Annotated in this window: 20 protein-coding genes; 12 read left to right on the top strand and 8 right to left on the bottom strand. The window is 37.8% G+C overall.

All coding sequences use genetic code 11. From position 1 onward, the window contains the following. Positions 1 to 152 precede the first annotated feature (152 nt). The 3 genes from der to DFQ12_RS16480 all read left to right on the top strand — a co-directional run bounded on the left by der (position 153) and on the right by DFQ12_RS16480 (position 3,999). Positions 153 to 1,454 carry a ribosome biogenesis GTPase Der gene (gene der, locus DFQ12_RS16490; protein ID WP_120260532.1) on the top strand — a complete coding sequence of 434 codons (1,302 nt, stop codon included), beginning with the start codon at positions 153 to 155 and terminating at the stop codon, positions 1,452 to 1,454. A 21-nt stretch (positions 1,455 to 1,475) separates the two neighbouring features. Then, positions 1,476 to 2,942, top strand: a complete 1,467-nt coding sequence (cysS, locus tag DFQ12_RS16485; RefSeq protein WP_120260167.1) for a cysteine--tRNA ligase — start codon at positions 1,476 to 1,478, stop codon at positions 2,940 to 2,942. 172 nt (positions 2,943 to 3,114) lie between these two features. Next, a complete protein-coding gene (locus DFQ12_RS16480) occupies positions 3,115 to 3,999 on the top strand; it encodes a DUF4440 domain-containing protein (RefSeq protein ID WP_120260166.1) in 885 nt (294 codons plus the stop codon). A gap of 82 nt (positions 4,000 to 4,081) precedes the next feature. Here DFQ12_RS16480 and DFQ12_RS16475 read toward each other — a convergent pair whose 3' ends face one another. Further along, the gene (locus DFQ12_RS16475; protein ID WP_120260165.1) at positions 4,082 to 5,431 is read right to left on the bottom strand and encodes a peptidylprolyl isomerase; all 1,350 of its coding nucleotides are present in this window, start codon (positions 5,429 to 5,431) and stop codon (positions 4,082 to 4,084) included. Positions 5,432 to 5,843: 412 nt separating this feature from the next. Here DFQ12_RS16475 and DFQ12_RS16470 point away from each other — a divergent pair, with 412 nt between their 5' ends. Further along, the gene (locus DFQ12_RS16470) at positions 5,844 to 6,935 is read left to right on the top strand and encodes a lactonase family protein (RefSeq protein ID WP_120260164.1); all 1,092 of its coding nucleotides are present in this window, start codon (positions 5,844 to 5,846) and stop codon (positions 6,933 to 6,935) included. A gap of 140 nt (positions 6,936 to 7,075) precedes the next feature. On the opposite strand, the gene mnhG is transcribed toward DFQ12_RS16470, so the two are convergent. From mnhG to DFQ12_RS16435, 7 genes are all read right to left on the bottom strand, one after another. After that, positions 7,076 to 7,429, bottom strand: coding sequence for a monovalent cation/H(+) antiporter subunit G (gene mnhG / locus DFQ12_RS16465; protein ID WP_223581928.1), 354 nt, complete (start codon positions 7,427 to 7,429; stop codon positions 7,076 to 7,078). After that, a complete protein-coding gene (locus tag DFQ12_RS16460; RefSeq protein ID WP_120260163.1) occupies positions 7,419 to 7,694 on the bottom strand; it encodes a monovalent cation/H+ antiporter complex subunit F in 276 nt (91 codons plus the stop codon). The genes mnhG and DFQ12_RS16460 overlap by 11 nt, the downstream gene beginning before the upstream one ends. Continuing rightward, positions 7,691 to 8,149, bottom strand: a complete 459-nt coding sequence (locus tag DFQ12_RS16455) for a Na+/H+ antiporter subunit E (RefSeq protein ID WP_223581930.1) — start codon at positions 8,147 to 8,149, stop codon at positions 7,691 to 7,693. The genes DFQ12_RS16460 and DFQ12_RS16455 overlap by 4 nt, the downstream gene beginning before the upstream one ends. 19 nt (positions 8,150 to 8,168) lie before the next feature. Then, positions 8,169 to 9,677 (bottom strand): proton-conducting transporter transmembrane domain-containing protein, encoded by a 1,509-nt coding sequence (locus tag DFQ12_RS16450; protein WP_120260161.1) that lies wholly within the window; start codon positions 9,675 to 9,677, stop codon positions 8,169 to 8,171. Further along, positions 9,674 to 10,030 (bottom strand): Na+/H+ antiporter subunit C, encoded by a 357-nt coding sequence (locus DFQ12_RS16445; protein ID WP_077438800.1) that lies wholly within the window; start codon positions 10,028 to 10,030, stop codon positions 9,674 to 9,676. Before DFQ12_RS16445 ends, DFQ12_RS16450 begins: the two co-directional genes overlap by 4 nt. Beyond that, complete coding sequence (locus tag DFQ12_RS16440) at positions 10,030 to 10,449, bottom strand: Na+/H+ antiporter subunit B (protein ID WP_120260160.1); 420 nt, start codon at positions 10,447 to 10,449, stop codon at positions 10,030 to 10,032. The genes DFQ12_RS16445 and DFQ12_RS16440 overlap by 1 nt, the downstream gene beginning before the upstream one ends. 102 nt (positions 10,450 to 10,551) lie before the next feature. Then, positions 10,552 to 12,861 (bottom strand): putative monovalent cation/H+ antiporter subunit A, encoded by a 2,310-nt coding sequence (locus DFQ12_RS16435; protein WP_120260159.1) that lies wholly within the window; start codon positions 12,859 to 12,861, stop codon positions 10,552 to 10,554. 374 nt (positions 12,862 to 13,235) lie between these two features. On the opposite strand from DFQ12_RS16435, the gene DFQ12_RS16430 reads away from it, so the two are divergent. The 8 genes from DFQ12_RS16430 (at position 13,236) to DFQ12_RS16395 (ending at position 24,882) form a co-directional block, all read left to right on the top strand. Further along, positions 13,236 to 13,757 (top strand): RNA polymerase sigma-70 factor, encoded by a 522-nt coding sequence (locus DFQ12_RS16430; protein ID WP_120260158.1) that lies wholly within the window; start codon positions 13,236 to 13,238, stop codon positions 13,755 to 13,757. A 53-nt stretch (positions 13,758 to 13,810) separates the two neighbouring features. Beyond that, positions 13,811 to 14,959, top strand: a complete 1,149-nt coding sequence (locus DFQ12_RS16425; RefSeq protein ID WP_120260157.1) for a FecR family protein — start codon at positions 13,811 to 13,813, stop codon at positions 14,957 to 14,959. A 230-nt stretch (positions 14,960 to 15,189) separates the two neighbouring features. Continuing rightward, positions 15,190 to 18,810, top strand: coding sequence for a SusC/RagA family TonB-linked outer membrane protein (locus DFQ12_RS16420; protein WP_167457297.1), 3,621 nt, complete (start codon positions 15,190 to 15,192; stop codon positions 18,808 to 18,810). Between the two features lie 11 nt (positions 18,811 to 18,821). Continuing rightward, complete coding sequence (locus DFQ12_RS16415; RefSeq protein ID WP_120260155.1) at positions 18,822 to 20,294, top strand: RagB/SusD family nutrient uptake outer membrane protein; 1,473 nt, start codon at positions 18,822 to 18,824, stop codon at positions 20,292 to 20,294. A gap of 9 nt (positions 20,295 to 20,303) precedes the next feature. Beyond that, on the top strand, positions 20,304 to 21,674 hold the full coding sequence (locus tag DFQ12_RS16410; protein WP_120260154.1) for a substrate import-associated zinc metallohydrolase lipoprotein: 1,371 nt from the start codon (positions 20,304 to 20,306) through the stop codon (positions 21,672 to 21,674). Between the two features lies 1 nt (position 21,675). Beyond that, positions 21,676 to 23,004 (top strand): DUF4302 domain-containing protein, encoded by a 1,329-nt coding sequence (locus DFQ12_RS16405; RefSeq protein ID WP_120260153.1) that lies wholly within the window; start codon positions 21,676 to 21,678, stop codon positions 23,002 to 23,004. 84 nt (positions 23,005 to 23,088) lie between these two features. Further along, positions 23,089 to 23,898: a hypothetical protein gene (locus tag DFQ12_RS16400; protein ID WP_120260152.1), complete on the top strand. Its 810-nt coding sequence runs from the start codon at positions 23,089 to 23,091 to the stop codon at positions 23,896 to 23,898. A 456-nt stretch (positions 23,899 to 24,354) separates the two neighbouring features. After that, positions 24,355 to 24,882 (top strand): RNA polymerase sigma-70 factor, encoded by a 528-nt coding sequence (locus DFQ12_RS16395; RefSeq protein ID WP_120260151.1) that lies wholly within the window; start codon positions 24,355 to 24,357, stop codon positions 24,880 to 24,882. The last annotated feature ends 26 nt before the right edge of the window (positions 24,883 to 24,908 follow it).

Raw genomic sequence — 24,908 nt, 5'->3', positions numbered from 1 at the left:
AAACCCTATAAATGGCTTTACTTCACGGTAAAGCCATTTTTGTTTTTCTGTCTCCATAATCCCTTTTGAATCCGTATCTTTGTACCCTTAACGTGTAATTTAGCATAAAAGTGCCATCTGCTGTGATAGTGGATGGATCAAATAAAATAAATATGGCAAATATTGTTGCAATTGTTGGTCGTCCAAATGTGGGTAAATCTACCTTATTCAATCGTCTTACCGAAAGTAGAAAAGCGATTGTTGATGACTTTAGCGGAGTGACGCGCGACCGTCATTATGAGACGGCAGAGTGGATCGGAAAGAAATTTACAGTAATCGATACAGGTGGTTTTGTACATGGTTCGGATGATGTCTTTGAAGAAGCAATCCGGGATCAGGTTTATATCGCTATTGAAGAAGCGTCAGTCGTTATATTCATGGTAGATGTTACTACTGGTATTACTGACCTAGATGATGAAATCGCTGATATCCTCAGAAGAAGTTCCAAACCTGTATATGTGGTTGCCAACAAAGTGGACCATGCTAAATTGCATCATGAATCAGCCGAATTCTATGCTTTCGGTTTAGGTGAAGTATTTAATATTTCTTCTGCTACTGGTTCTGGTACCGGAGAATTATTGGATGCTGTAGTTTCTCACTTTGAAGAGGAACAAGAGGAAGATGAAGCTTTACCTAAATATACGATCGTAGGCCGCCCAAATGTGGGTAAATCTTCACTTACAAATGCCTTGATCGGTAAAGACCGTAATATTGTAACACCAATGGCGGGTACAACGCGTGATTCTATCCGTATTCATTACAACCAATATGGACATAATTTCCTTTTGATTGATACCGCTGGTCTTCGTCGTAAGTCAAAAGTAAACGAAGATATCGAGTTCTATTCAGTCATGCGTACTATCAAAGCCCTAGAGGATTCTGATGTGACGATTTTGATGCTGGATGCGCAGGATGGCCTAGAGGCTCAAGATGTGAATATCTTCAATCTAGCTGAAAAGAACCGCAAAGGTATTGTGATTGTTGTCAATAAATGGGATTTGATCGAAAAAGACAACAAGACCATGAAAGCTTTTGAAGATCGTATCCGGGAGAAAATTGCGCCATTTACTGATGTGCCTATTGTCTTTACTTCCGTAACTGAAAAACAACGTGTTCTAAAAGTATTGGAAGTAGCTGATAAGGTCTATGCCAACAAAACAAAAAAGATCCCAACATCGAAGTTGAATGAAGTGATGTTGGATATTATCGAGAATTATCCTCCACCATCCCTAAAAGGAAAATATATCAAAATTAAATATGTGACACAATTGCCGGGAAGAACGCCAATGTTTGCCTTCTTCTGTAATTTGCCACAATACATCAAAGATCCATATAAACGCTTTGTTGAAAATAAATTGCGTGAGCACTTTGATTTTACAGGCGTGCCTATTCAAATATATTTCAGACAAAAATAGATTTCCAAGCAGATAACAAACATGGACCATAATCTCTTTTTATACAATACGCTTTCGCGAACAAAAGAAAAATTCGAACCAATTCACCCCAACCTTGTTGGAATGTATGTCTGTGGACCTACCGTCTACAGCGATGTACACTTAGGTAACTGCCGTACTTTTGTTTCTTTTGATTTGATTTTTAGATATCTACGTCATTTGGGGTATAAAGTACGTTATGTACGGAATATTACAGATGCAGGGCATTTAGAGGGCGATCGTGATGAAGGAGATGACAAGTTTGCGAAAAAGGCTAAATTGGAACAGCTCGAACCAATGGAAATTGTACAGAAATATACCATTGGTTTTCATGATGTTTTGCGTCTGTTTAATACATTGCCTCCTAGCATTGAACCCACTGCGACAGGACATATTTCGGAGCAGATCGAAATGATTGAACAGATCATCAATAACGGCTATGCTTACGAGACAAATGGTACTGTCTATTTCGATGTCGAGAAATATGTACAACAGTATGATTATACCGTATTGACCAATCGTAAATTGGAAGATATGTTGAACAATACACGTGAGCTGAGTGGTCAGGATGAAAAAAAAGGACGCTTGGATTTTGCGCTCTGGATCAAAGCTAAGCCGGAAACGATTATGCGCTGGCCAGCTCCTTGGAGTGTTGGATTTCCAGGATGGCACATCGAATGTTCGGCGATGAGCAGGAAGTATTTAGGAGATCAGTTTGATATCCACGGTGGTGGTATGGATCTGGCTGCTACACACCATACCAACGAAATCGCGCAGTCCGAAGCCTGTAATCATACTGCACCTGCCAAATACTGGATGCATACCAATATGTTGACAGTCAATGGTGCACGGATGTCCAAATCTGCAGGAAATGGATTCTTACCAGGTGAATTGTTCACGGGTAACCACCCTTTGTTAAATAGAGGATATTCGCCGATGGCCGTTCGCTTCTTTATGTTACAGGCTCACTATAGAAGTACATTAGATTTTTCCAATGAAGCACTTGATGCAGCAGATAAGGGTTATAAGCGCTTGATGAGTGCTATTGGACTATTGGATAAACTAAAAGTTTCAAAGGGAGCTGATTCATTCAATCTGTCTGAGATCCGGAATAAATGTTATGCGGCAATGGATGATGATTTCAATAGTCCGGTTTTGATTGCCGAACTGTTTGAGCTTGTGCGGATCATCAATTCCATCTATGATGGCAAAGCAAAGGTATCTGAAGAGGGATTGGAAAAACTAAAAGTTTTCTTGAAAGAGTTTGTGGAGGATATCCTTGGGCTGAGAAATGACCAAGCTTCTGGAACAGATGATATTGATGATGTGATGAATCTGGTGATCAGATTACGCAACGAAGCGAAGGCAAATAAAGATTTTGTCACTTCGGATCGTATCCGTGATGAACTTAATGCAATTGGTATCCAACTGAAAGATAGTAAAGAAGGAACACTTTGGAATAAGATTTGATAGATAAAAGATCGAATTAAAAAAAGAGGGAATCGAAGGGAATATTTATTGTTAGAAAGTCTAGATACTTTTGAAACCAAAAAATATTTCCTGTTGCCTTTAAAATAAAACCCGAGTGTAATGAGTTCATTTAAAATAATTAGGATGAACCCTGATAAATAATCATTTGCATATGAATTTTTGGAATAGGTTATCCATTGTTGCGTTAATGAGTACAGTGGGGACAACATTGTACGCACAGATACCCGAAAAAGTAGGAAGCTTACTGCAGGCAGATAAAGATGCTGCCGCATTAGCGAAAGCTTCTACACCGCATCAAGCGTTTTTATCTATTATCGACAAGGAGTCCACATTTTATGTTCCTTCGGCGGTAAATGCATACAATTATCTTAATAATAGACCGAATATTCCAGATGTATTAAATTGGCAGCCTACTTTTGCGCTTGTTGCGAAGAGCTTGGAGTTTGGCGTGACATCTGGTTCTCTGGATTTTCAGAAAGTGGGAGCGAGGCTGCGTCACGGTGAGTACTTGACAGTTTGGAAACGTAACAAGAAAGGCAAGTGGTTAGTCGATATTCGTGCCGAAGTAGAAAATAACGGTAAGGATGGTGAATTTGACCTGGAATATATTGAACCAACTGATTCTTGGTACCTAAAGCATCGCTCTAAAGTACGCCTGAACCAACGGGAGGATATTGTACTGGAAACAGATAAGTTGATGTCTACTGTCCTTAAGGCAGACAACCCTACTGCATATAAAGAGTTTTTGAGTGAGGATGTCCGCTTTTTGTTTCCTTGGACCAGTCCAATGGAAGGGAAGGACAAAATGATGGCTTATTTGAAGAAACAGCGTATGACGATAGAAACAGTGCCGGAGGAGGTCAAACGTTCTTATAGCGGAGATTTTGCCTATACAAAGGGGACTGCAACTGTACGACAAAAAGATAAGGTCGTCAAGTATAATTATATTCGGGTATGGCAGTTAAGCGAATTAGCGAAGGATGATGTGAAGAAAGCCAACTGGAATATTCTAATAGAAATGATGTTTGAGAAATAAATCATGCGCGCGTGATTACCAAATAAATAAGGCCTGAATATAAATATTCAGGCCTTATTTATTTATGGTAGAAAAAAGTCTTTTATTTCTTTCTCCATTTTGCGAGTTCATCACAGGTGTCAAAGTCATCACTGATATCAATGAATGTGTTCTTCGCCTTGTCGTCAAACCATTTGCTCAGGTTACGACGTACTTTATCTTCTTTCGCGGCATCTTTGATCTTTGTGAAGTCCTGATCCAAATTTGCTTTATGTGGTGCGATACGGGTTTTCAAATAGTTGAAACGGTAACCCACATCTCCAGTTTTGTCTGTGAATTGCTCTGGTTTAGAATATTCCCCTGGTTTTAATGGGTCAATGGTTGTAAATACGGCTTTTTCCAATCCATCCATAGGAATTAAAGTTGTACGGCTAGATCCTTGTGGATTTAAGACCATACCACCATTAAATTTGCTTTCTTCAGCATCAGAATTGTTGGTCGCAGCATGGTAAAAATCTAATTTCTTATCCACCACCAATTTGTAGATACTGTCCAGTTTATTTTTGGTTCGTTCCAGTGCAGCAGCACCCGGATTCATTTTCATCAAGATATGACGGGTATGCACCTCTTCTCCACGTCTTTCCAATACCTGGATGATGTGAAATCCGTATTTTGACTCTACAATAGGTGATAGTTCTCCTGGTTTTAATTTAAACGCCATTGCGGAGAACTCTTTTACATAGTTATCACGTGTACCGAAGCCTAGGTCACCACCATAAGGCGCAGAACCTGGATCTTGCGAGTACAGACGCGCCATTGTTCCGAAATCCGAACCATCGACAATCTGTTTGCGAATACCTTCGATTTTCTCCCGTTGTTCCTTTTTCTCTTCGTCGGTCAATTTCGGCATCATAACAATTTCACCAATTTCAACTTCTGTATTGAAATAGGGAAGACTATCTTTATTCAATCCCTCAAAATAACGTTTTACTTCCAATGGTGTTACATCCACTTTCTGCACGATATTTTGTTGCATTTTATTTGCCTTCAGCTGTTCAAAAACACTTGCACGCATTTCTTCCTTGTATTGTAACAAAGAACGGTTCAAGAATTTCTCTAAGCGTTCTTGGCCACCAGCTTGCTGGGACATATGGCGCAAACGGGAATTTAAGTTGTCATCCACCTCTGTTTCCGTGACGTCAATCGAGTCAATTACCGCCTGTTGGGAAAGTAATTTCTGAATGATCAATTGCTCAAGAACACCACATTTAAACTTCTCATCGGGTTTATTCCCTTGGGCAAGCCATTGTGAGTATTGCATGTCCAGATCGGACTGCAGAATAATTCCTGAACCAACTGTTGCCACTACACGGTCAACAATCTGACGTTGTGCAAGGCTGGCCTGAATTGATACAAACAGCAACAAAAACAATATATATATGTTTTTTTTCATCTAAATAATATGTTTCTAAACGTTGATGAAGCAACTATGAACCGTTTTAAATCACGTACCAATTGTACAGATTGATGTCACAGCGGATTCATCTAAATCACTAATAATCTCTTAATTCTATCGTTCAATATAGACTATTTTGAACAACAGCACAAAATTATCAGATTATATGAATTATTCGTATTTTTATTTAACAATATTTTTATAATCCCAATATTTCAAAAGGAGATTTTAGACTTGTTAAAATTGATTCGCTAAAAATACGGATTTGCCTATTAGAAAGGGCGGTTTTAACCTAATTTAACAAGTTTATCTACCATAGTAATGACTTAGGAAGGTATCTTTATTTTTTGTGCTACATAGCGAGCAACGAGGGAAATTCGAACAATTATTTTTAATAAATTGTATACACATGAAAAAAGCTTTTATTTATCTGATGACATTCCTGCCTTTGGCGAGTTTTGCACAACAGATCCCAATGTTTGTTGGGACCTATACAAACAAAACAGAAAGCAAAGGTATCTATATCTATAATTTCGATACAAAAACAGGTGAAGCCACCTTGGTCAGCACCCAAGAAAGTAAGGACCCTTCTTTTCTGGCTCGAAATAATAATTTTATCTATGCGGTCAATGAACTTCCAAATCAGGAAGGTACAGTGTCTGCCTTTTCTTTTAAGGAAGGACAGCTGACTTTTCTGAACTCACTTCCTACGGGCGGGGAATCACCCTGTTTCGTTGAAGTGCATCCTAAAGGTAATCTATTGGCAGTAGCAAATTACACCGGCGGATCGGCGGCACTATTTGATCTCGAAACAAATGGTGTTTTGAGTAAAAGAAATCGACTGATTCAACATGAAGGTAAAGGTGTCGATCCAGTCCGTCAGGAGAAACCACATGTGCATTCAACTTTTTTTTCCAGTAAGGGTGATCGTTTATATGTACAGGATCTAGGGTTAGATCAAATTTCTGTATTTCCTGTTAATAAATCTGGAACTGCATATAGTCTAGCTGAAGAATCTGAAGATTTCTTTACACCCGCAGGTGGAGGACCTCGTCATATCGCTTTTGATAAAAAGGAAAAATTTCTTTACGTCGTATTGGAAATGACAGGACAGGTTGCTAGTTATAAAAAGGAGGGTAATGACTGGATGTATCAGAGTACTTACGAAATCAACCCTGAGGGCTTCAAGGGACAAAATGGTGGGGCAGACATAAAAATTTCTGATGACGGCAAATTTTTATATGCGACTAACCGCGGTGAGGCAAATACAATAGCGACTTTCTCGGTGGAAAAAGACGGCGGGTTAAATAAGCTGTCCAATACATCCGTAAAGGGTAAAGGGCCGCGGAATTTTAATCTTTCTCCCGATGGAAAATACTTGCTTGTGGCCAATCAGTATACCAATAATATCGTACTGTTTAGTCGAGATACAAAGACTGGGTTGTTGACAGATGCGGGCAAAGAAATCAAAGTTCCGGCTCCGGTCTGTATCATATTTTAGTATTCCGAGTCAAAGAAGAGAGGCTCGCCCATTAAAAGGGTCTTAAACAATTAAGGCATCAAAACCCGGTTTTGATGCCTTAATTGTTTGTGAAGAACTCTTGCTGATGGTAATATTTTTACGAATATCTGCGGAAGAGTCTAAAAATCTTCTTTCCGACAATCCAGTTGCCCTTCTTTTTCCAAATCGTTTAAGGTTGTCCCTTTCCAGGTCTTTACACGCTGTATGTAAGCGGCTCGTCCAATCATGTGGGCGGCAACAGGTGCGGTCAAGATTAAAAAGAAACCAATCGCTATTGCTTTGGTCGTCACGGAGACATCTGGAAATGTCATTGCGGCGCAGATCAATAAGAGGCCGACTCCTAAGGTTGCTGCTTTTACAGTCACTGAAAGCCGCAAATAGAAATCAGGCATCCGTAATATGCCAATTGAAGCAAACAATATGGCCAGTGCGCCGATGGTGCTTAAAATTGCTAACGTAATATCAGTCATCATTGCTTTGTTTTTCTAAATAAAATGAAAAGGCTATAGTTCCTAGGAATGCGATCAGTGCCAAAATCATGGCAATATCTAAAAATACTTCTTGTGAAGTACGTATACTATAGACTGTAATAATTCCAATTCCAATTGTGATAATGAGATCCAGGGCAATCACGCGATCAAAGATCTGCGGACCTTTGTATAAGCGGATAAAAGCCAGAATAACCGATAAGGTTAATATCGGGAGGATAACATAATCGAAGTAAGTAGTTAAAGTCATCGTAAGAGTTCTAAAAGTCTTCGTTCAACATTGTTTTTTAGGGTCGAGACAAATTGTTCTTTGCTCTTCATGTACATAACATGGATAAAAAGAGTTTTCTTATCCTCACTCACATCCAAAATAAGCGTACCGGGTGTTAGTGATATAAAAGTTGAAAGCAAATTGATCTCCAAATCTGTCTTGGCATCCATCGGATACTTGACGATCGCTGGTTTAATAAAAAACTTAGGGGTGATCACATCATAAGCAACTTGCACATTAGCGACAATCATTTCCCATAAGAAAAATAGAATAAAACTCACTGTTTTGGGAACACGATAGAAATAACGTTGATCGGCTTCGTTTTTGTTCATGATCCAAAGAATCGCGAAACCAAGTAAAAAACCGAACATGAAATTCGTATAATACATTGATCCTGTCAGTGCTACCCAAATAAAAGATAGCATGAGGTTCATTAGAAACTGTTTTATCATATCAATTCTGCCCTCCTAATACAGCATTTATATAAGGTGAAGTATCCAGTAATTGTGTGGCTATCTTATCTGCGACATGTATAATTGCTTCTGCATTAAATCCGATATAAAGGGATGCTGATGCCAATATTATGACGGGTAAGAGTAGCATTGTTCTTTTATAGCCTATCATTCCAGCAAATTTATCTTCGATGATCTCAGGCTCAGGAGCATCCTTCCAAAATACCTGGGCCCACATTTTGGCAATGACATAGAGCGTAATAAAACTACCGATAATCAATGCTCCTGCGAAAGCATATTTTTCCAATTGAAAGGCATCTCTAAAAAGATAGACTTTGGGCCAGAAACCTGATAAGGGTGGAATGCCGACCAAGGAGAAAAGTACGATTGCAAAAAGTAAAGAAATCTTGGGGTATTGTGCATATAGTCCCCCCAGCTTATTCATATCCATAGTACCGCGAAGCTGCCGAATAACACCTGCCATTAAGAATAAGTTGGTTTTTACCATAATATCGTGAATAAGATAAAAAATAGCACCCAACAGCGCCCATTTGCTGTATAAACCTAGACCACCAATCATAAAACCAATATGGCAGACAATCAAGTAGGAAAACAACCTGCGGATATTGGTTTTAATCAATGCACCAAAGGCGCCTGTCAAAATAGTGAGTATTGCCAATATGACCAACAGTTCTTTGGTGAATTGGTTTGGAATAAACAATAGTGAAAATACCCTGAATAAGGCATAAATCCCAACTTTGGTCAATAGACCTCCAAAAGTTGCGGCAACAGCCGAAGGCGGTGTATGATAGGAGGAGGGAAGCCAAAAATACAGCGGAAATACAGCCGATTTGATTCCAAAGCCGATAAGGAAAAAAGTAGCTGTAATTTCTACGAGTGCCTGATTTTGTATCTTGGGGATACGTAGCGCTAGGTCAGCCATATTGAGGGAGCCCGAGATGCCATAAAGAATACCAATTCCTGTCAAGAAAAAAGTGGAGGCCAATATATTCATGGCCATATATTTTACGGCACCTTCCAATTGCGATTTACGACCGCCGAGCGTCATCAGCACAAAGGAAGAAATAATGATCACCTCAAACCAGACATAAAGATTAAAAATATCTCCGGTCAAAAATGCCCCATTTAATCCCATCATCAAGAAATGAAAAATAGGGAAATAGCCATATAAAATACGTTGTCTTCCAACGCCGACACAAGAGAAAATCGAAACTGCAAGTCCAGCAATTGAAGTGAGGACGACCAGGGTACTACTAAAAAGATCAGCGACAAAGACGATTCCAAATGGAGCTTTCCAATTGGCGGCATTCATGGTCAAGATTTCCCCATCATAAACTTTGAAAAATAGCTTAAATGCAAGAATAAGGGCCAGGAGACTCCCACCGACGCTCAGAAAACGTTGCGCAGTAGATTTTCGCCAGAGTATTAGCTGGACAATTGCAATAAAAAGGTGCACGATAACCGTGGCAATAATCTGGTTGTCTATCATATATCTTCTTCCTCAGGCGTGTTCAAATTATCCAAATCATCTGTGCCCAATAAGGCGTAAACGCGTTTAAGTAGTACAATAGCAAACGAAGTCAGTCCAAAACTGATAACGATTGCGGTTAAAATAAGGGCTTGTGGTATGGGATCGGCATAAATATCCGTAAATACCTTTAAGTCAGGGCCGATTATTGGCGGCTTGCCTTTGACAATATTCCCCAATAAAAAGATCAATATATTGGTCCCATTTCCCAATAACATAATTCCTAATAACAGTTTCACCATGCTGCGACGCAAGATGAGGTATATCCCAGCGGCATATAGAATACCGATCAATAAAACGAGAATCAGTTCCATTATTCCTCCTCTGTATTTAAAGCAATTGTGAATAAAATAGTTAATACAACCTCGATGACAACAAAGTATACACCGAGATCGAAGAATAAAGCTGTGCCAATCATGCCAATGACGGGAATCTTTTCTTCCAGCCAAAGCCCAGTCATGACTGGGTAACCAAAAAAGGTAGGTAGAAACATGCTCACAGAAGCAATTCCCAATCCAATGGGAATAAGGGATAAGGGTTTGTATTGAATGAGCTTCATGGTGTTTTGAGGACCAAAAGCAAAACTATGCAACACAAAGGCTATGGATGCAACCAAACCACCTACAAATCCTCCTCCGGGATAATAATGCCCCCGAAGCAAGAGAAATACCGAAAACAATAAAAGTATCGGTAAGAGATACCGCGTTGCGGTTTGTAATATGGTACTATTCATTTAGTATTGAGTAGTTAGATTTGAGTATTGAGATTTTGGTTGTGCAAGCCTGTGGCATTCCAACTGATTCTCTTTTTTTACTTAATTTTTAACCTTTTATTTTTATTCTTTATCAGATGATTTTAGACGTAATTTCAATAAACTGTACACTCCAAGTGCAGCGATGCTCAATACCACAATTTCAAACATGGTATCAAAACCTCTAAAGTCAACAAGCAGTACATTGACAACATTCTTTCCTTTCGCCAGTACGTATGCATAATCACCATAGAATTTACTGATATTGGTAGTGGTTGGTTCATGTAATACACGTAAAGCGACCATAGACAGCATACTGCCAAATATAATAGCTACTATTGCATCTCGAATGATGGTACGCCGGTTTGCCAAGTTTAGAAAAGAAGGCAATTTAAACAAGACCAATACAAACAGAACAACTGTTAGGGTGTCGATCGTAAATTGAGTCATTGCTAAATCTGGGGCGCTATAAAAAACAAAGATGAGACATATTGCATAGCCAACGACACTAGTTGCTACGACTGCGGTTAACCTTGATGAAGTTCGGATCGTTAATACAATAGCGCCAATCAGAATACATACTGTTGTCACTTCATAAAAGCTGACGGGGGACAAGGTTTCCCATTTGATATGAAGTGGTCCACCCAGGTATAGCTGATAGCCAATTAATAATTCAGCAAATAAGATGATTTTCAAAAGATATGAACGTAGGTAACCGTTGTGCATCTTGTTTGTGAAAAAAGCGGAGAATAGGACAATCTCCTGTGCACAGACCTTAATAATATTCTCTGGGGAAATTTTATCAAAAGTAGCAATCCATGCCAATTTCTTCGTACTTGGTTGGTTTGAAATAAATACAAGTGTTCCGACCACAATGGTTATGGCGCTCAGTAAAAGTATCAGATTAAAACCATGCCATATCTTTAGGTGAAAAACTTCCTGTTGAGCTAAGATACTATTTGCGGTTGGTCCAGCGATCCAGTCGCCAATAAGGCCCGGAATACAGCCGAATATGATCCCCAATACAGCAAGCAATAATGGGGGTATCCACATGGATTTATAGGGCAGGTGCACATGGTCAAACTGTTCTGGTAATTTGCCTGCAAAGGGTTTTATTCCGGCCATAAATCCAGCAGATACCAGGAGGATGTTCGTCAGAACTGCGGCAGCCGTCAAATAAAAGAATAGTTGTGAATCACTTTGTAAAGTGGCGTCGTAAATCAGATCTTTTCCGATAAATCCAAAGGTCAAGGGTACTCCCGCACTTGACAATGCAGCTAGAAACCCTGCAATAGCGACAGGAGCTAAGACCTTGCGTAATCCGCGCAAGACAGTCAAGTCACGTGTGCCGGTTTCATGGTCGATAATACCCGTAATTAGGAACAGCGCTGCTTTGTATAAAGCATGCACAAGGATAAAGACACTGGCGGCGATCACTGCTTCCTTGGATCCAAGACCGAGTAAGAAAACCAAGATCCCCAATGCGGATATTGTAGAATAGGCGAGTACCCCCTTGAGATCCGTTCTGAAAAGTGAGTGAAATGCAGCGTAGAGCATGGTAATACCACCGATGATCATAAGTGAATATGTCCAGATTGGGTTTCCGCCCAAGATCAGTGAAAAGCGAGCCAGCAGGTATATTCCTGCTTTCACCATGGTGGCTGAGTGCAAGTATGCAGATACCGGAGTGGGTGCCTTCATCGCCCCAGGCAACCAAAAATGAAATGGGAACTGTGCCGATTTTGTGATTGCACCAAGCGCTACCAATCCAAAAATAAGCGGAAAGAGTGGATGTTGTTGAATCAATGCAACCTTGCCCACAAGTTCGGTGATATTATAGGTGCCGGCGATATTGCCCATTAATATAAAACCAGCAAGTAAAAAGAAACCGCCTAGACCTGTAATGGATAGCGCGGTCATTGCACTTTTTCTGGAATCAGCATTATCGTTGTTGAATCCGATTAGAAAAAAGGAACTGATAGATGTTAATTCCCAAAATATAAAGAGCAATAGCATGTTATCCGAAAGCACAAGACCCAACATGGCTGACATAAACAAGCAGAGGTAGCCGAAAAAACGGTCGATGTATTTATGTCCCTTAAGATAGGTATTTGCATAAAAAAAGATGCAAGCTCCAATTCCGGTAATCATTAATGTAAAGAGAAGTGACAGACCATCTAATTTGAAATCCAGATTAATGCCTAGTGAGGGCACCCATGCTGTCGATTGTACAAAATAGGATCCCTGACTAATGGGGACCACAAGTTTTATATAATACAGAAATAAAAGTACCGGTAAAAATGCGAGAATAAAACCCCATTTGGTTTTTAGGAATCTACCAAATGGAACAATAAGGCTCGATGTTATTAATCCTGATAGAACAGTAAATAGCATTTAGTCTTTGTTTTAAATTTTTTGAAAGTCTACAATATAGTAAAAAAACTCGAAAAAATGAAGTTTTTAGGTAACATGATCTTGTGTAAATACTTGAAAAGATAATTTTTTGTTGAGTATTAGAAACTAGAAAAGACTAATAAAAGAAGGTGTTACATAGAATTTACAGCTTAATATTCCATTGATTCAATGTAATTTGTGTCGTAATTCTTTTTAAGTCAGTATATTGAGAGTATAGATGGCTTAATCTGATTTATTCGAAATAAGTTAATTTTTGCTTGAATAAACTTAAAAACCTATATTTATGCTTAACTAGTTGCTCGACAACCATTAATCGACTACTAATCAATTGTGAGTTATACCCGTTTTTTACTATGGGACCAGAAGAGAAGTTATTTAGATTGTATTATAAAAGCCTGTGTCACTTCGCCTGGAAATTTGTGGGGGAAGCATCTGTTGCTGAAGATTTGGTGCAGGAAGCCTTTATTACCTTCTTTAAGGAAAGTCATCGAATGGATGAATCTGAAAATTTCATTAGAAACTATCTTTATACTGCCGTTCGGTTTTCTTGTTTAAAATACATCCGACATGAGAAAGTTAAAGAAAAGTATTGGTCTCAGGTTGGTTTCAAGGAAGAGGATGACCATTCAGTGGAATTATCCATGATTCATACAGAAATAATAAATGAAGTGTATCGAGTTATTGCACAAATGCCTACATCATGTCAACAGATTTTTAAAATGGGGTATCTGGAAGGCTTGTCAAATTTAGAGATTACCGAACGACTTAAAATTAGTGTAAATACTGTAAAAACACAGAAACAACGCGGTATGAAAATGTTGCTGGAAAAGCTTCACCCTGAATTTTTGCCCTTTATTATTTTTTTGTTAAAATAATTTTAATTTTTTTGTCACCCCGTCTCGGTCTATAGGGTTTCTAATCTATAGATATGAAAGCTAACACCAATTACATAGCCAAACTAATCCATAAACTGTTTCGAGGACAAGCGAACGAAGAAGAGCGTTCATCTATTGAACATTGGAAAAAGTCTGACCAAAAAAACGAAGATCTTATTGATAGCTTTCGTGACTCAAAAAATATTGAGCGGGACCTAATCTTCTTCGCAGAGCTAGATGAGGACGAAGCGTGGCGCAAAGTAGGCAGAGCTCCAAAGATAAAAAAAATTGACTTTCGATCTTTTGGTCGTGTTGCCGCAGCATCAATTGTGTTATTTGGGTTGGTATTATTTTACCTTCGTGATAAGAAAGTAATCGATTCGGATAAAACAGCGATCAACAAAGTTATAAAAAAAGATATTTTGCCCGCACAATCAGGAGCTTTATTGCTTTTGGCAGATGGCTCTGTGGTTCCTTTGGAAAGTTCAGTTAAGACATTACATCCAGAAGTTGTTGTCGGAGAGACTAAAGAAGCAATTGAAGCTGCAGTTCAATCTGAAGAGAGCCAGACGGAATATAATACCTTAGTTGTTCCCAAAGGGCATTTCTATAAATTAAACCTGGAAGACGGTACGCAAGTTTGGGTCAATGCAAATTCGCAGCTTAAATTTCCTACAAAGTTTGATAAAAGCGAACGTCGTGTTGTTTTAGAAGGAGAGGCATATTTTGAGGTTTCACACGATATCAAACGCCCTTTTTATGTTGAGTCTAGAGGTAATGAGGTTAAGGTATTGGGGACGCATTTTAATATTAATGCCTATAGCACAAATGTGCGTACAACCCTTTCTTCTGGTCGTGTGCAGGTAAGTAATTCAGGAGAATTGCTGTTTTTAGAACCTGGAGAATATACAAAGTTTGCTGGAGGAAAATTGAGTAAAGGAAAGGCAGATTTAGAACACGATTTGTCTTGGCATAATAATCAGTTTTATTTCAAAAAAGAAACCATTGTTGAAATATCTTCTACACTTTCTAAATGGTACGACATCAATGTCAAATTTAAAAAGGACGTTGCATTGGATAAGGTTTATACAGGCAATTTCAAACGGGATGTTAAATTATCTGAAGTGTTGGAAATGTTGACTTATGTCTGTAACCTAACATTTGAGCTTAATGGAAAAGAATTAACAATAGAAAACAAATAAAACTAATGCCTATGTGAACGGAAAAATACCTAACCTATGGCCTTCTTAAACATGAGAACAGGAATGTTGCAGCATCCCTGTTCATAGATGATCAAATAGGCTAAAAATTTAAAAAGTGAATTAAGTAAACCCAATTAACCACTAAGAGTAAATGTATGAATAACTTACCATTTGGCAAAACTTGGCGTCTGATACCCCAGGATCCACGGTTTTGTAAACCTTTACGTATTATGAAAATTAGTACCTGTCTTCTTTTCGCCTTTGTAACCGGAGTTCAAGCCAATGGCATTGCGCAGAAAGTTACTTTGAAGATGAAAAATGCACGGATTGAAGAAGCGCTCAATGCGATATCCAAGCAATCCAATTTGCAACTATTTTATGGAAATAATGTTGATTCTAAATCTAGAATTAATGTGGATTTAAAAAATGCATCAATAGAGGAAGCATTAAACTCTATTTTAAAGCGTAATAATATTGATTATAAGATTATTGCAAATACGATTTCGATCAATGGAGGGTCTGCGACAAATACGAACAACAGTTCCATTCAGCAATCCGTTACGGGTAGAGTTATCGATCAAAATGGAAAAGGGCTAAGCGGCGCTACTGTCACTGTAAAAGGATCTTCCGTTTCGACACAGACAGATGAATCAGGCAACTTTAAGATTAATGCGAGTCCTAATGCAATTTTGGTTGTGCGGTACGTAGGCTTTGGAACTAGGGAGATTTCAGTTGGTGGCAAATCGACATTAACTGTGGCATTGACCGCTGATGACCTTAAGTTGGATGAAGTAAATGTGGTTGCCACAGGTTATCAAAATTTGGATCGCAAATTATTCACTGGAGCCTCTTCAAAGATTGATGCTAGGGAAGCTGAAAGAGCCGGTGTGCCAGATATTTCCAGGATGCTGGAGGGACAGGCAGCCGGTGTTTCCGTTCAAAATGTGTCGGGTACATTTGGTGCAGCGCCTAAAATTCGGGTTCGCGGTGCAACTTCGTTAACAGGTGATAATAAACCCTTATGGGTAATTGATGGTGTGATCTTGGATGAAGCTGTCAACATCTCAAACGAAGCATTATCAACTGGAGATGCAAATACCTTGTTAGGTTCTTCAGTTGCTGGTTTAAATCCCGATGATATTGAATCAATTACAGTATTAAAGGACGCCGCTGCCACTGCGATGTATGGTGCTGCAGCGATGAATGGTGTTGTCGTGGTAAATACCAAGCGAGGACGCAATACGGAAGGGGCTGTTAATTTTAATTATTCCGGGAATTTTACGACCTATATTAAACCTAATTACAATCAATTTGATATTATGAACTCTGCTGAGCAGATGCAGTTGATTATTGATATGGAAAATAAGGGGTATTTGAATCATTCCCAGGTTTCTCGGGCACCAACGGGCGGTGTATTCAATAAGATGTATAATCTAATGTATGATTACGATCCCATTAAAGATTCCTATGCTTTACGCAATGATGCCCCTTCTCGCTATCAGTTTTTGCAACGTTATACTAATGCGAATACTGATTGGTTTGATTTACTTTTTAGACAGTCCCTTGTACATGATCATTCCTTGAGTATGGCTACCGGGACGAGCAAGAGTCAGACGTATGCTTCCACGAGCTTTATGAATGATTCTGGTTTCACATTAGGCAATTCAGCAAAACGTTTTACCGCAAATGTTCGAAACAACTATAAAATTAATGATAAACTGAGCACCGAGTTTATCTTTCAAAGTAATATTCGCGATCAGCGAACACCAGGGACGTTAAATCGGAATTCTGATGCAGTCTATGGTAGCTATTCTCGGGATTTTGATATTAATCCTTACTCTTATTCATTGAATACCAGTCGCATTATAACTGCATTTGATGAAAATGGTGATCGAGAGTATTTTAACAGAGACTATGCCCCATTCAATATCTTAAATGAACTTGATAATAATTATATCAAACTCAAATTGATGGACATAAAGGTACAGGCAGGTGTAACTTACAAAATTTTACCCTCTTTGACCTATTCTGCTAATGGTATGTATCGTTATTACAACTCTGAACGACAACATATTATAACGGAGAATGCAAATTTGTCAAGGTCTTATCGAGCAAATGCTGATCAAACTGTTAATAGCGGTAATCGGTTCTTGTATGCTGATCCTGATTTTCCAAATACCGATAAGTATGTCATTTTACCAAATGGAGGTTTCTTCAATTTAGCCAATAATAATATGATTAGCTATTACATGCGTCATAATTTGGAATATAATCAAAAATGGAACGATCATACTTTAAATCTATTTGGTACCTATGAACTTCAATACGCCGATAAACAAAACCATGATTTTACAGGGCCAGGGATAGAGTACGAAACGGGCAATTTGGTGATGCCTACTTATAGATTTTATAAAAAAGCTATTGAAGGTGGCGATGCACCATTCGGTATGATGTATTATTATGATCGAAAACTAGCATACGCGCTCCGAGGAGCCTATAATTATCGGGATAAATACTCCTTTAACTTTACGACACGGTATGATGGTTCAAATAAGATGGGAAGTTCGAGGGTGGCCCGTTGGTTGCCAACTTGGAATGTGTCTGGTGCTTGGGATATTAATCAAGAGAACTTTTTTAATAAAGACAATAAAATTCTTTCGGCAGCCCGACTGCGTGCAACATATGGGCTAACAGCTAACATGGGGAATGCATCAAATTCATCGGCTCTTTTTTATAATGCTGTAACTTATCGTCCCTTCGAGCCCGAAAAAGAAGGTAAAATTAATCTTGACGGCTTGGAAAATTCTGAGCTAACATGGGAAAAGATGTATGAATTAAATATTGGTGCGGACCTAAGTTTCTTAAATAATCGTGTAGATCTAAATGTGGATTATTATAGCCGAAAGAACTTTGATCTCATTGGTCCAATTCGTACCTCTGGTATAGGAGGTCAATTCGAGAAATTAGCTAATTATGCTGATATGAAGGGGCATGGTGTTGATATTCAGTTAGGCGGTTATCCATTCAAAGACCCACAAGGCTTTACATGGCGAACACAATTCACTTTAGGCTTTAATAAAACAGAAATTACAAAACTGGATGTAACACGTAATATTTGGAACTTAATATCTGCAGAAGGTGGAGCTCGGTTAGGTGGCCCACATCGAGGTTTATATTCCATTAATTTTGAAAAGCTAGAAGAAAAAGGAGGGTATCCAACATTCACTGGTACAGATGGAACTCCTAATACAACGTACTTTTGGTTTCAGGATACAAATACAGATTTCTTAAAATACGAGGGACCTGTAGATCCTACAGTAGCAGGCGGGTATTATAATAGATTTGAGTATAAAAATTTTAATTTTTCATTTCTATTAAAATTTGCGCTAGGCAATAAAGTTAGACTACAACCGAGTTACGCGACCTCTTATTTAGATATGTACAATGTATCTAAAGATTTAATTAATCGCTTTATCTACCGTGGAGATGAATACCTAACAGTAATCCCTTCTTCACTGGATGGATTATCTGCAGAATTTGATGTAAAGAATGGGTTCGGTGATAGAAATGCCGCAAATTACACTTATAATGCCTACAATTATTCTTCTGAAAGAGTTGCGAAAGGTGATTATCTACGTTTATCGCAAATCTCTATTGGCTATAATGTACCTAAAGAACTGGTTTCCCGTATTAAGTTTAGAACAGCTCAATTTAATCTCGTTGGAAATAATCTTTGGTTGTTGTATTCTGACAAAAAATTAAATGGAGTAGATCCTGAATTTTTTAGTAATGGAGGGGTAGCCTTGCCTGTTCCTAAACAAGTAACTCTTTCCGTTAAATTAGGCTTCTAAACAATTAAATTATGAAATTAAGAAACTTTAAATATTTGATACTGTCTTCTACAATTCTGTTTACAAGTTGTAGTAAATATCTCGATCAAGAACCAGATATGCGGGCGGAAATTAATACTGTGGATAAAGTAAAACGATTGGTTACTTCAGCATATCCGTCCAATAATTATTTAGCAATGACCGAAACTTATTCGGACAATGTGGAAGATAAAGGAGTAGGTGAATTGTATGAACCTGTTCCACATCTTTATAATTGGAAAGACGTTATTGATAGTGATAAAGATACGCCAACAGCGTATTGGAATGCCTGCTATGCTGCCATTGCAGCAGCTAATCATGCATTGAAAGCGATTGAGAAAAATAATTTTGGAGATGAAGTATTACCCTATAAGGGTGAAGCTTTGGTCGCTCGTGCCTATAATCATTTTATGTTAGTTACTTTTTTTTCAAAAGTATACGACCGCTCATCAAATGCGAACAACGATTCTCCAGGAATTCCGTATGTGACAGATCCAGAGACTATAACCCTTAAAAATTACGAACGTGGTACTGTCAAGTCTGTGTATGACAATATCCGAAAAGATTTGGAAGAAGGACTATCACTACTTGCCGGTAGTGATGGCGCATGGAATGTGCCAAAATATCATTTTACACCGGCTGCGGCACATGCTTTTGCAGCAAGATTCTACTTATTTACCGGTGAATGGCAAAAAGTTGTGGATAATGCTAATAAGATTTTTCCCAGTGGTAATTTCTCAGGAAAATTAACACCATTTAATTCAACATTCAAATCACAAGATGTCGCAACAGTACGTACCAATTTCACAAAGGCTGATCAGGTTTATAACCTATTGATAACTGAAACCAATAGTGGTTATGAAAGGTGGTGGAACAGCAGATATGCAATGGGTGTCAGAGTCACTCAGGATATCTACAATGGCAAGACCGCTGCTGGGGCACAACTTTATAATTTGGGGTTGAATTATGGCGCGCCACACTATACAACTTACCTCTGGAAGGAATTCTTTTATATTAGCGACGCTACAGCAGGTACTGGTTATGCAATGCTTATGGTGCCGATATTTGTGACAGATGAAGCCTTACTTAATAGAGCAGAGGCCTATCTTGAATTAGGAAATATAAATGCTGCATTGGCAGATTTAAATCTCTTTGCAAGTAACCGGATTAATAATTATAATCCGAGTACACATGCTGTCACAGTAGCCAAGTCTAAAGAGTTTTTTAATTTATCTGATGATAAGGAAGCACTGATCCAGACTGCTTTACAATTTAAACAAATAGGGTTTATGTCAATGGGGCTGCGCTGGTTTGATATTATCCGTAAGGGTATTACAGTAAAACATAATGTGATTGGAAATGATGAACGTGAGACATTTATAGAATTAAAGCCAGAAGACCCAAGGAGAATATTTCAGATTCCACAGGAAGCTAAATTGGCAGGTGTAGAACAAAACCCAAGATAAAACTAAAGTATGAAAACGATAACTAAGATAGTTACAGGAATCAGTTTAGTCGGACTACTGTTTGCCTGCAATAAAGAGGATAAGTTAAATTATAAGTTACAGAACTATGATACGTTTACGCCTGGTGCGATTGACGATTGGATAACAAAAAATTTAACAGACCCTTATAATATAGAGGTTGTATATCGGTATCAGCGTAACATGCATGATATCAATAAAAATATTGCACCTGCAGATGAATCCAAAGTGATTCCCCAGATGGATATTGTAAAAAAAGGCTTTTTGGAGATTTATGGTAAAGTAGGCGGCGTGCCTTTTATTAAAACATATACGCCTAAACAGTTTGCTCTTTTTGGTTCAGGAGATTATGATCCGGACGGGTCTGTGAAAGGTGGTACCGCTGATGGCGGAAGACGTATTACTCTATATGGCTTAAATGGACTTAATGAAACTAATCCAGGGTCAGTCCTTGGAAATCTTCAAGTGATTCACCATGAATTTACGCATATTATTAACCAAAATCGTTTCATTCCACCTGAATTTGAAAAAGTATGTGTTGGCGACTATTATGCTAACTGGACATCTTTTGAAAATACACCAGCGGTGGCACGTGCATTAGGTTTTGTTACACCCTATTCTAGAAAATCAGTGGGTGAGGATTTTGCTGAAGTTTTGTCTCATCTGGTTGTAAGAGGACAGTTATTTTACGATAGTTATGCTTATGGCTCCGGTGCTACCGCTTACCCAAAATTTAAGCAAAAAGAAGTAATTGTACGCGATTATATGACAAAGTATTTTAATATTGATGTGACTCAATTGCAAATGGAGTTTCAACGGGTGATGGAGGAAAATTACAAAAGTACGGAGTTTAAGCTACCAACATTAATGTCAAATAACTACGTTGGATGGTTAGATTGGGATTATCGAAATAGTTGGGGACTTAGCAAACAGATCTCTGCTAAGCAAAAAGAAGTGTTAAACCCGATCCTCGATGAATTGGGGGGCTGGACAACGAAGTCATTGCAGTTTAGGATAGTTTCATCTGCTAAAGCTACATTAAATATTACGTTTGGAGACAACTCAAACACTTATTCCGCGGCTATTGATTTCAATATTACAAAACAGGTAGATAATACCTTTAAATTTGTCAAATCTACGACGCAAGGTACTGGAGGTGCTTATGATAACGCAAAAATAGATTGGGTCGTTAAAGATGTCACACCTTTAATTAATTATTTGGGAAATACAAACTTTGTTTTGGACTGGCATACCCCTCTTAAAGATGTCTCCCCACAAGAATATTTGAAATTTATGGATTTTAAAGATAGTAAGGATCCAAATGCCATCATTTTGGGACAAATAATCGAAAGAAAATTTTAATATGAGAAAGATATTTTATTTTATGTGCTTGGTCATGCTCGCTATGAGCTGTAGCAAGCCTAAAGAAGTTGAACTAGAGCTGGGGGGAGATCCTGACTCACGGATCTCAGATACCCTTGCATATGTTAAAAAAACACTGGTTGACGCGCCATATGGCTGGAAAGCTTCGTTGACTACAGAGTATTCAGGAGGGTATGGTTTTTACATGCAGTTTGGTGCAAATGATCGAGTTAAGATGATCGCCGATCTGGACAATCAAACCTCCTTAGAAGTGAAAGAGTCCACGTATCGGGTCCGCCAGATTATGGCGGCAACATTATCATTTGATACGTATACCTACTTGACGATGTTACAAGATCCAGATCCGAGTGTATTCGGAGGACAAGCAGGAAAAGGAATGGGTAGCGACATTGAATATGATTATGTTAAAACTCACGGCGATACTTTATTTTTTGACGGGAGAAAATTTCATAAACCATTAATTTTAGTGAAAGCGAAAGAAGATGAGCAGAAAGCCTATTTAGAAAATGGATTTGGTGTGAACAGAAACTCCTTTCTCGATTTCTTGAATTCAAATTCCTACCTAAATATAAGTGTTCCGTCGATTGAAGGTAAAATAGAAGTTGTTTTTAGCGACGAAAACAAAACATTCTCCTTTACCTATATTTCTGGAGGAGAAATCTCGGCTTTGGAGGGTAAGTTCAATTATGATTTGGGTGGACTTAATTTCGCAGAACCGATTAAATTAAATGGGAATAGCTTTTTGAAAGCTAAGTTGAGCAATGGGAAGCTTGTTCTGATTGATTCTTTCAATAAGGAATATGAGGTGCAGCAGAGTCCTGTTCCAGTATTGCCAATTACAGCCTTTTTTGGATACAGAGATACTTATAATGCTATTCAGGTAGAGGGACCAGTAATGCCGGGGGGAATAAATTCAGAATTTAACGCCCTGTGGAATAACCAAATTGCTAACTATGGTCTAAATAATGCATCAATGATTTCTATGACATTTAGGTTAATGAATTCGCAAAAAGCAAAATTGGAAGTTTGGTTTAAGATAGGCACATCCAGCTATCTTGCGGATGCCTCTTTTGATTATGTGATGGCAGGAAATGAGATTAAATTATCAAACTATATTCCTTCTGTATCAAATACGAATTGGAATAATGGGTGGGTTATTACTGCAATTAAGAATTATTTTATTAATGCAGAATTTAAGCTCGATTATATTTCCAGTAGTAATGCTAATGTAAAAGGAGTTGGAGGATTAATAAAAGCTGACAATCCCAATTCATTCTTCTATGGTAAATTAGTTAAGTTAAGTAACTAACTATACGAGCAGATTATTTTTTCGAGCAATACTGGATGCTGCTACGCATGATCCAGTATTGCTTAAAGTATTAGTTTTGATTATATGAAGTACAGCTTTTTCTTTTTCTTGCTTTTGTGTGTCTTAACAAGATGCCAAACGTCGGATGGGGGTGTTTTAAGCGGAACGCTCGCTATAAAACAATCTTTGTATATAGATCTATACAATTTAAATACAGGCCGTAAAGTTCTCTCAGATACATTAAAAAACGGTAATTTTAATGTGGGATTAGAAAATTTTGAAAGTGGAGTTTATCAGGCCGTTTTTTCTTGGGATAGAGATGTTGTTAAGCCACAAGAGGTTGAACGATTTGCTCGCCAGCCTGAGCTCGGTGTTCCGAAATATTATATTTCCACTACATTTTGGGTGGATAGAAGAGAATCTAAACAATACAATTTATCTGTTGACAGTATATATAAGCAAATTGAATTGGAAGATATATTGTTAAATGATGGAGGTAGCGAATCAATCCATATGCTGATAAAATCAGATGGTGCTAATAATAAACTCTATAATGAGTATTTAAAATTGATCAATCATTACAGAGAAAAAAATCAACAGCACAAAGATAATCTTGAGTTATTAGTGGAACACTATCGGAGTTTAAAATTATATGAGCAAGCTGAGAAAGCGAATAGTCGATTAAATAACACTTGGCTGGATAATGTTAAGGAGGAATTGATTAATGAGGAGATCGTGTTTATGAAAAAACATATTGAAAGTGATGTTATTCCTCATATTTATCGGTTTCAAGTGAATACCAAAGAAGATTTTAAACGATATATTGAAGTTTATAAATTATTTCCAAAACAGACAAGAGAAAAGCTAGCTGCTCATGTAACGCGTCTTTTGTAAAAATGGAATAAGATCTAATTTTTATAGAACAGCACTTCAAATTTTAATGCTACTATATACTAAAAATAATGTAGATAAAAATCATAATGTTGATAATACTGAATCTGCGATTTTTTTAAGTTGTTCTTCATTTCAGGGCTATATACTTTTACTCAAAATTGTGACAATTGATTCCAGGTAAATGAAGATTTTTCTTTGAATCAATTGTCACTTTTTTTTAAAAGATATTTCGTTTTTAAGGTTTTTAGTAATGTTTTTGAATCTCTATTAACTGCGGATCTGGTGTTCTATTCCTTAAAAATATGATCGCTAATATTTTTTATTTTGTGAATAATAAAAAAATATTACCCATTTTTATGGCACAATTATTAAGCATCTTTATGAGATGTACATATATGTCCTAAAATTCTCATCTACGGAACACGGTAGAGCAGTGGGAACCGAGTATTCTAAAATATGCAGAAGGAAGAAGTATTATTCAAAACACATTACAACGGTCTATGTCACTTTGCGTGGAAGATACTAGGCGACCTGCCAGTTGCAGAAGATCTCGTGCAAGACTCTTTTATTGCCTATTTTAAAAACTCTGATCAAGTAAGTGATAATGAGACCGCTGTCAAAAACTATCTCTATAGTTCTGTGCGTTTCGCCTGTTATAATCATATTCGTCATGAGAAAGTACGTCAAAAGTATTGGAATGTAGTCGGGTTTACAGAAGAGGATAATACTGCGCTTGAAATGAATATGATTCATAGTGAGGTTATACAGGAAATCTATAAAATTATTGAGCAAATGCCTGCCTCCTGTCAACAAGTCTTTCGTTTGGGATATCTAGAAGGCTTGTCTAATCTTGAGATCACCAAAGAACTTCAAATTAGCATTAATACTGTAAAAACACAAAAGCAACGGGGTATGAAAATGTTATTAAATCGGCTGAACCCTGAATTTATTCCCCTTATTATATTTTTGTTAAAAAATATTTAAATTTTTGTCACCCTTTTTTTCGTCTT

This window comes from Sphingobacterium detergens (assembly GCF_003610355.1).
Lineage (GTDB): Bacteria > Bacteroidota > Bacteroidia > Sphingobacteriales > Sphingobacteriaceae > Sphingobacterium > Sphingobacterium detergens.
The sequence above is the reverse complement of the archived record's forward strand: the minus strand, read 5'-3'. Positions and strand labels throughout refer to the sequence as shown.

Coding starts and splice junctions, on each gene's coding strand:
- der (WP_120260532.1), top strand. CDS start 153: ATGGCAAATATTGTTGCAATTGTTGGTCGTCCAAATGTGGGTAAATCT.
- cysS (WP_120260167.1), top strand. CDS start 1,476: ATGGACCATAATCTCTTTTTATACAATACGCTTTCGCGAACAAAAGAA.
- DFQ12_RS16480 (WP_120260166.1), top strand. CDS start 3,115: ATGAATTTTTGGAATAGGTTATCCATTGTTGCGTTAATGAGTACAGTG.
- DFQ12_RS16475 (WP_120260165.1), bottom strand. CDS start 5,431: ATGAAAAAAAACATATATATATTGTTTTTGTTGCTGTTTGTATCAATT.
- DFQ12_RS16470 (WP_120260164.1), top strand. CDS start 5,844: ATGAAAAAAGCTTTTATTTATCTGATGACATTCCTGCCTTTGGCGAGT.
- mnhG (WP_223581928.1), bottom strand. CDS start 7,429: ATGATGACTGATATTACGTTAGCAATTTTAAGCACCATCGGCGCACTG.
- DFQ12_RS16460 (WP_120260163.1), bottom strand. CDS start 7,694: ATGACTTTAACTACTTACTTCGATTATGTTATCCTCCCGATATTAACC.
- DFQ12_RS16455 (WP_223581930.1), bottom strand. CDS start 8,149: ATGAACCTCATGCTATCTTTTATTTGGGTAGCACTGACAGGATCAATG.
- DFQ12_RS16450 (WP_120260161.1), bottom strand. CDS start 9,677: ATGATAGACAACCAGATTATTGCCACGGTTATCGTGCACCTTTTTATT.
- DFQ12_RS16445 (WP_077438800.1), bottom strand. CDS start 10,030: ATGGAACTGATTCTCGTTTTATTGATCGGTATTCTATATGCCGCTGGG.
- DFQ12_RS16440 (WP_120260160.1), bottom strand. CDS start 10,449: ATGAATAGTACCATATTACAAACCGCAACGCGGTATCTCTTACCGATA.
- DFQ12_RS16435 (WP_120260159.1), bottom strand. CDS start 12,861: ATGCTATTTACTGTTCTATCAGGATTAATAACATCGAGCCTTATTGTT.
- DFQ12_RS16430 (WP_120260158.1), top strand. CDS start 13,236: ATGGGACCAGAAGAGAAGTTATTTAGATTGTATTATAAAAGCCTGTGT.
- DFQ12_RS16425 (WP_120260157.1), top strand. CDS start 13,811: ATGAAAGCTAACACCAATTACATAGCCAAACTAATCCATAAACTGTTT.
- DFQ12_RS16420 (WP_167457297.1), top strand. CDS start 15,190: ATGAAAATTAGTACCTGTCTTCTTTTCGCCTTTGTAACCGGAGTTCAA.
- DFQ12_RS16415 (WP_120260155.1), top strand. CDS start 18,822: ATGAAATTAAGAAACTTTAAATATTTGATACTGTCTTCTACAATTCTG.
- DFQ12_RS16410 (WP_120260154.1), top strand. CDS start 20,304: ATGAAAACGATAACTAAGATAGTTACAGGAATCAGTTTAGTCGGACTA.
- DFQ12_RS16405 (WP_120260153.1), top strand. CDS start 21,676: ATGAGAAAGATATTTTATTTTATGTGCTTGGTCATGCTCGCTATGAGC.
- DFQ12_RS16400 (WP_120260152.1), top strand. CDS start 23,089: ATGAAGTACAGCTTTTTCTTTTTCTTGCTTTTGTGTGTCTTAACAAGA.
- DFQ12_RS16395 (WP_120260151.1), top strand. CDS start 24,355: ATGCAGAAGGAAGAAGTATTATTCAAAACACATTACAACGGTCTATGT.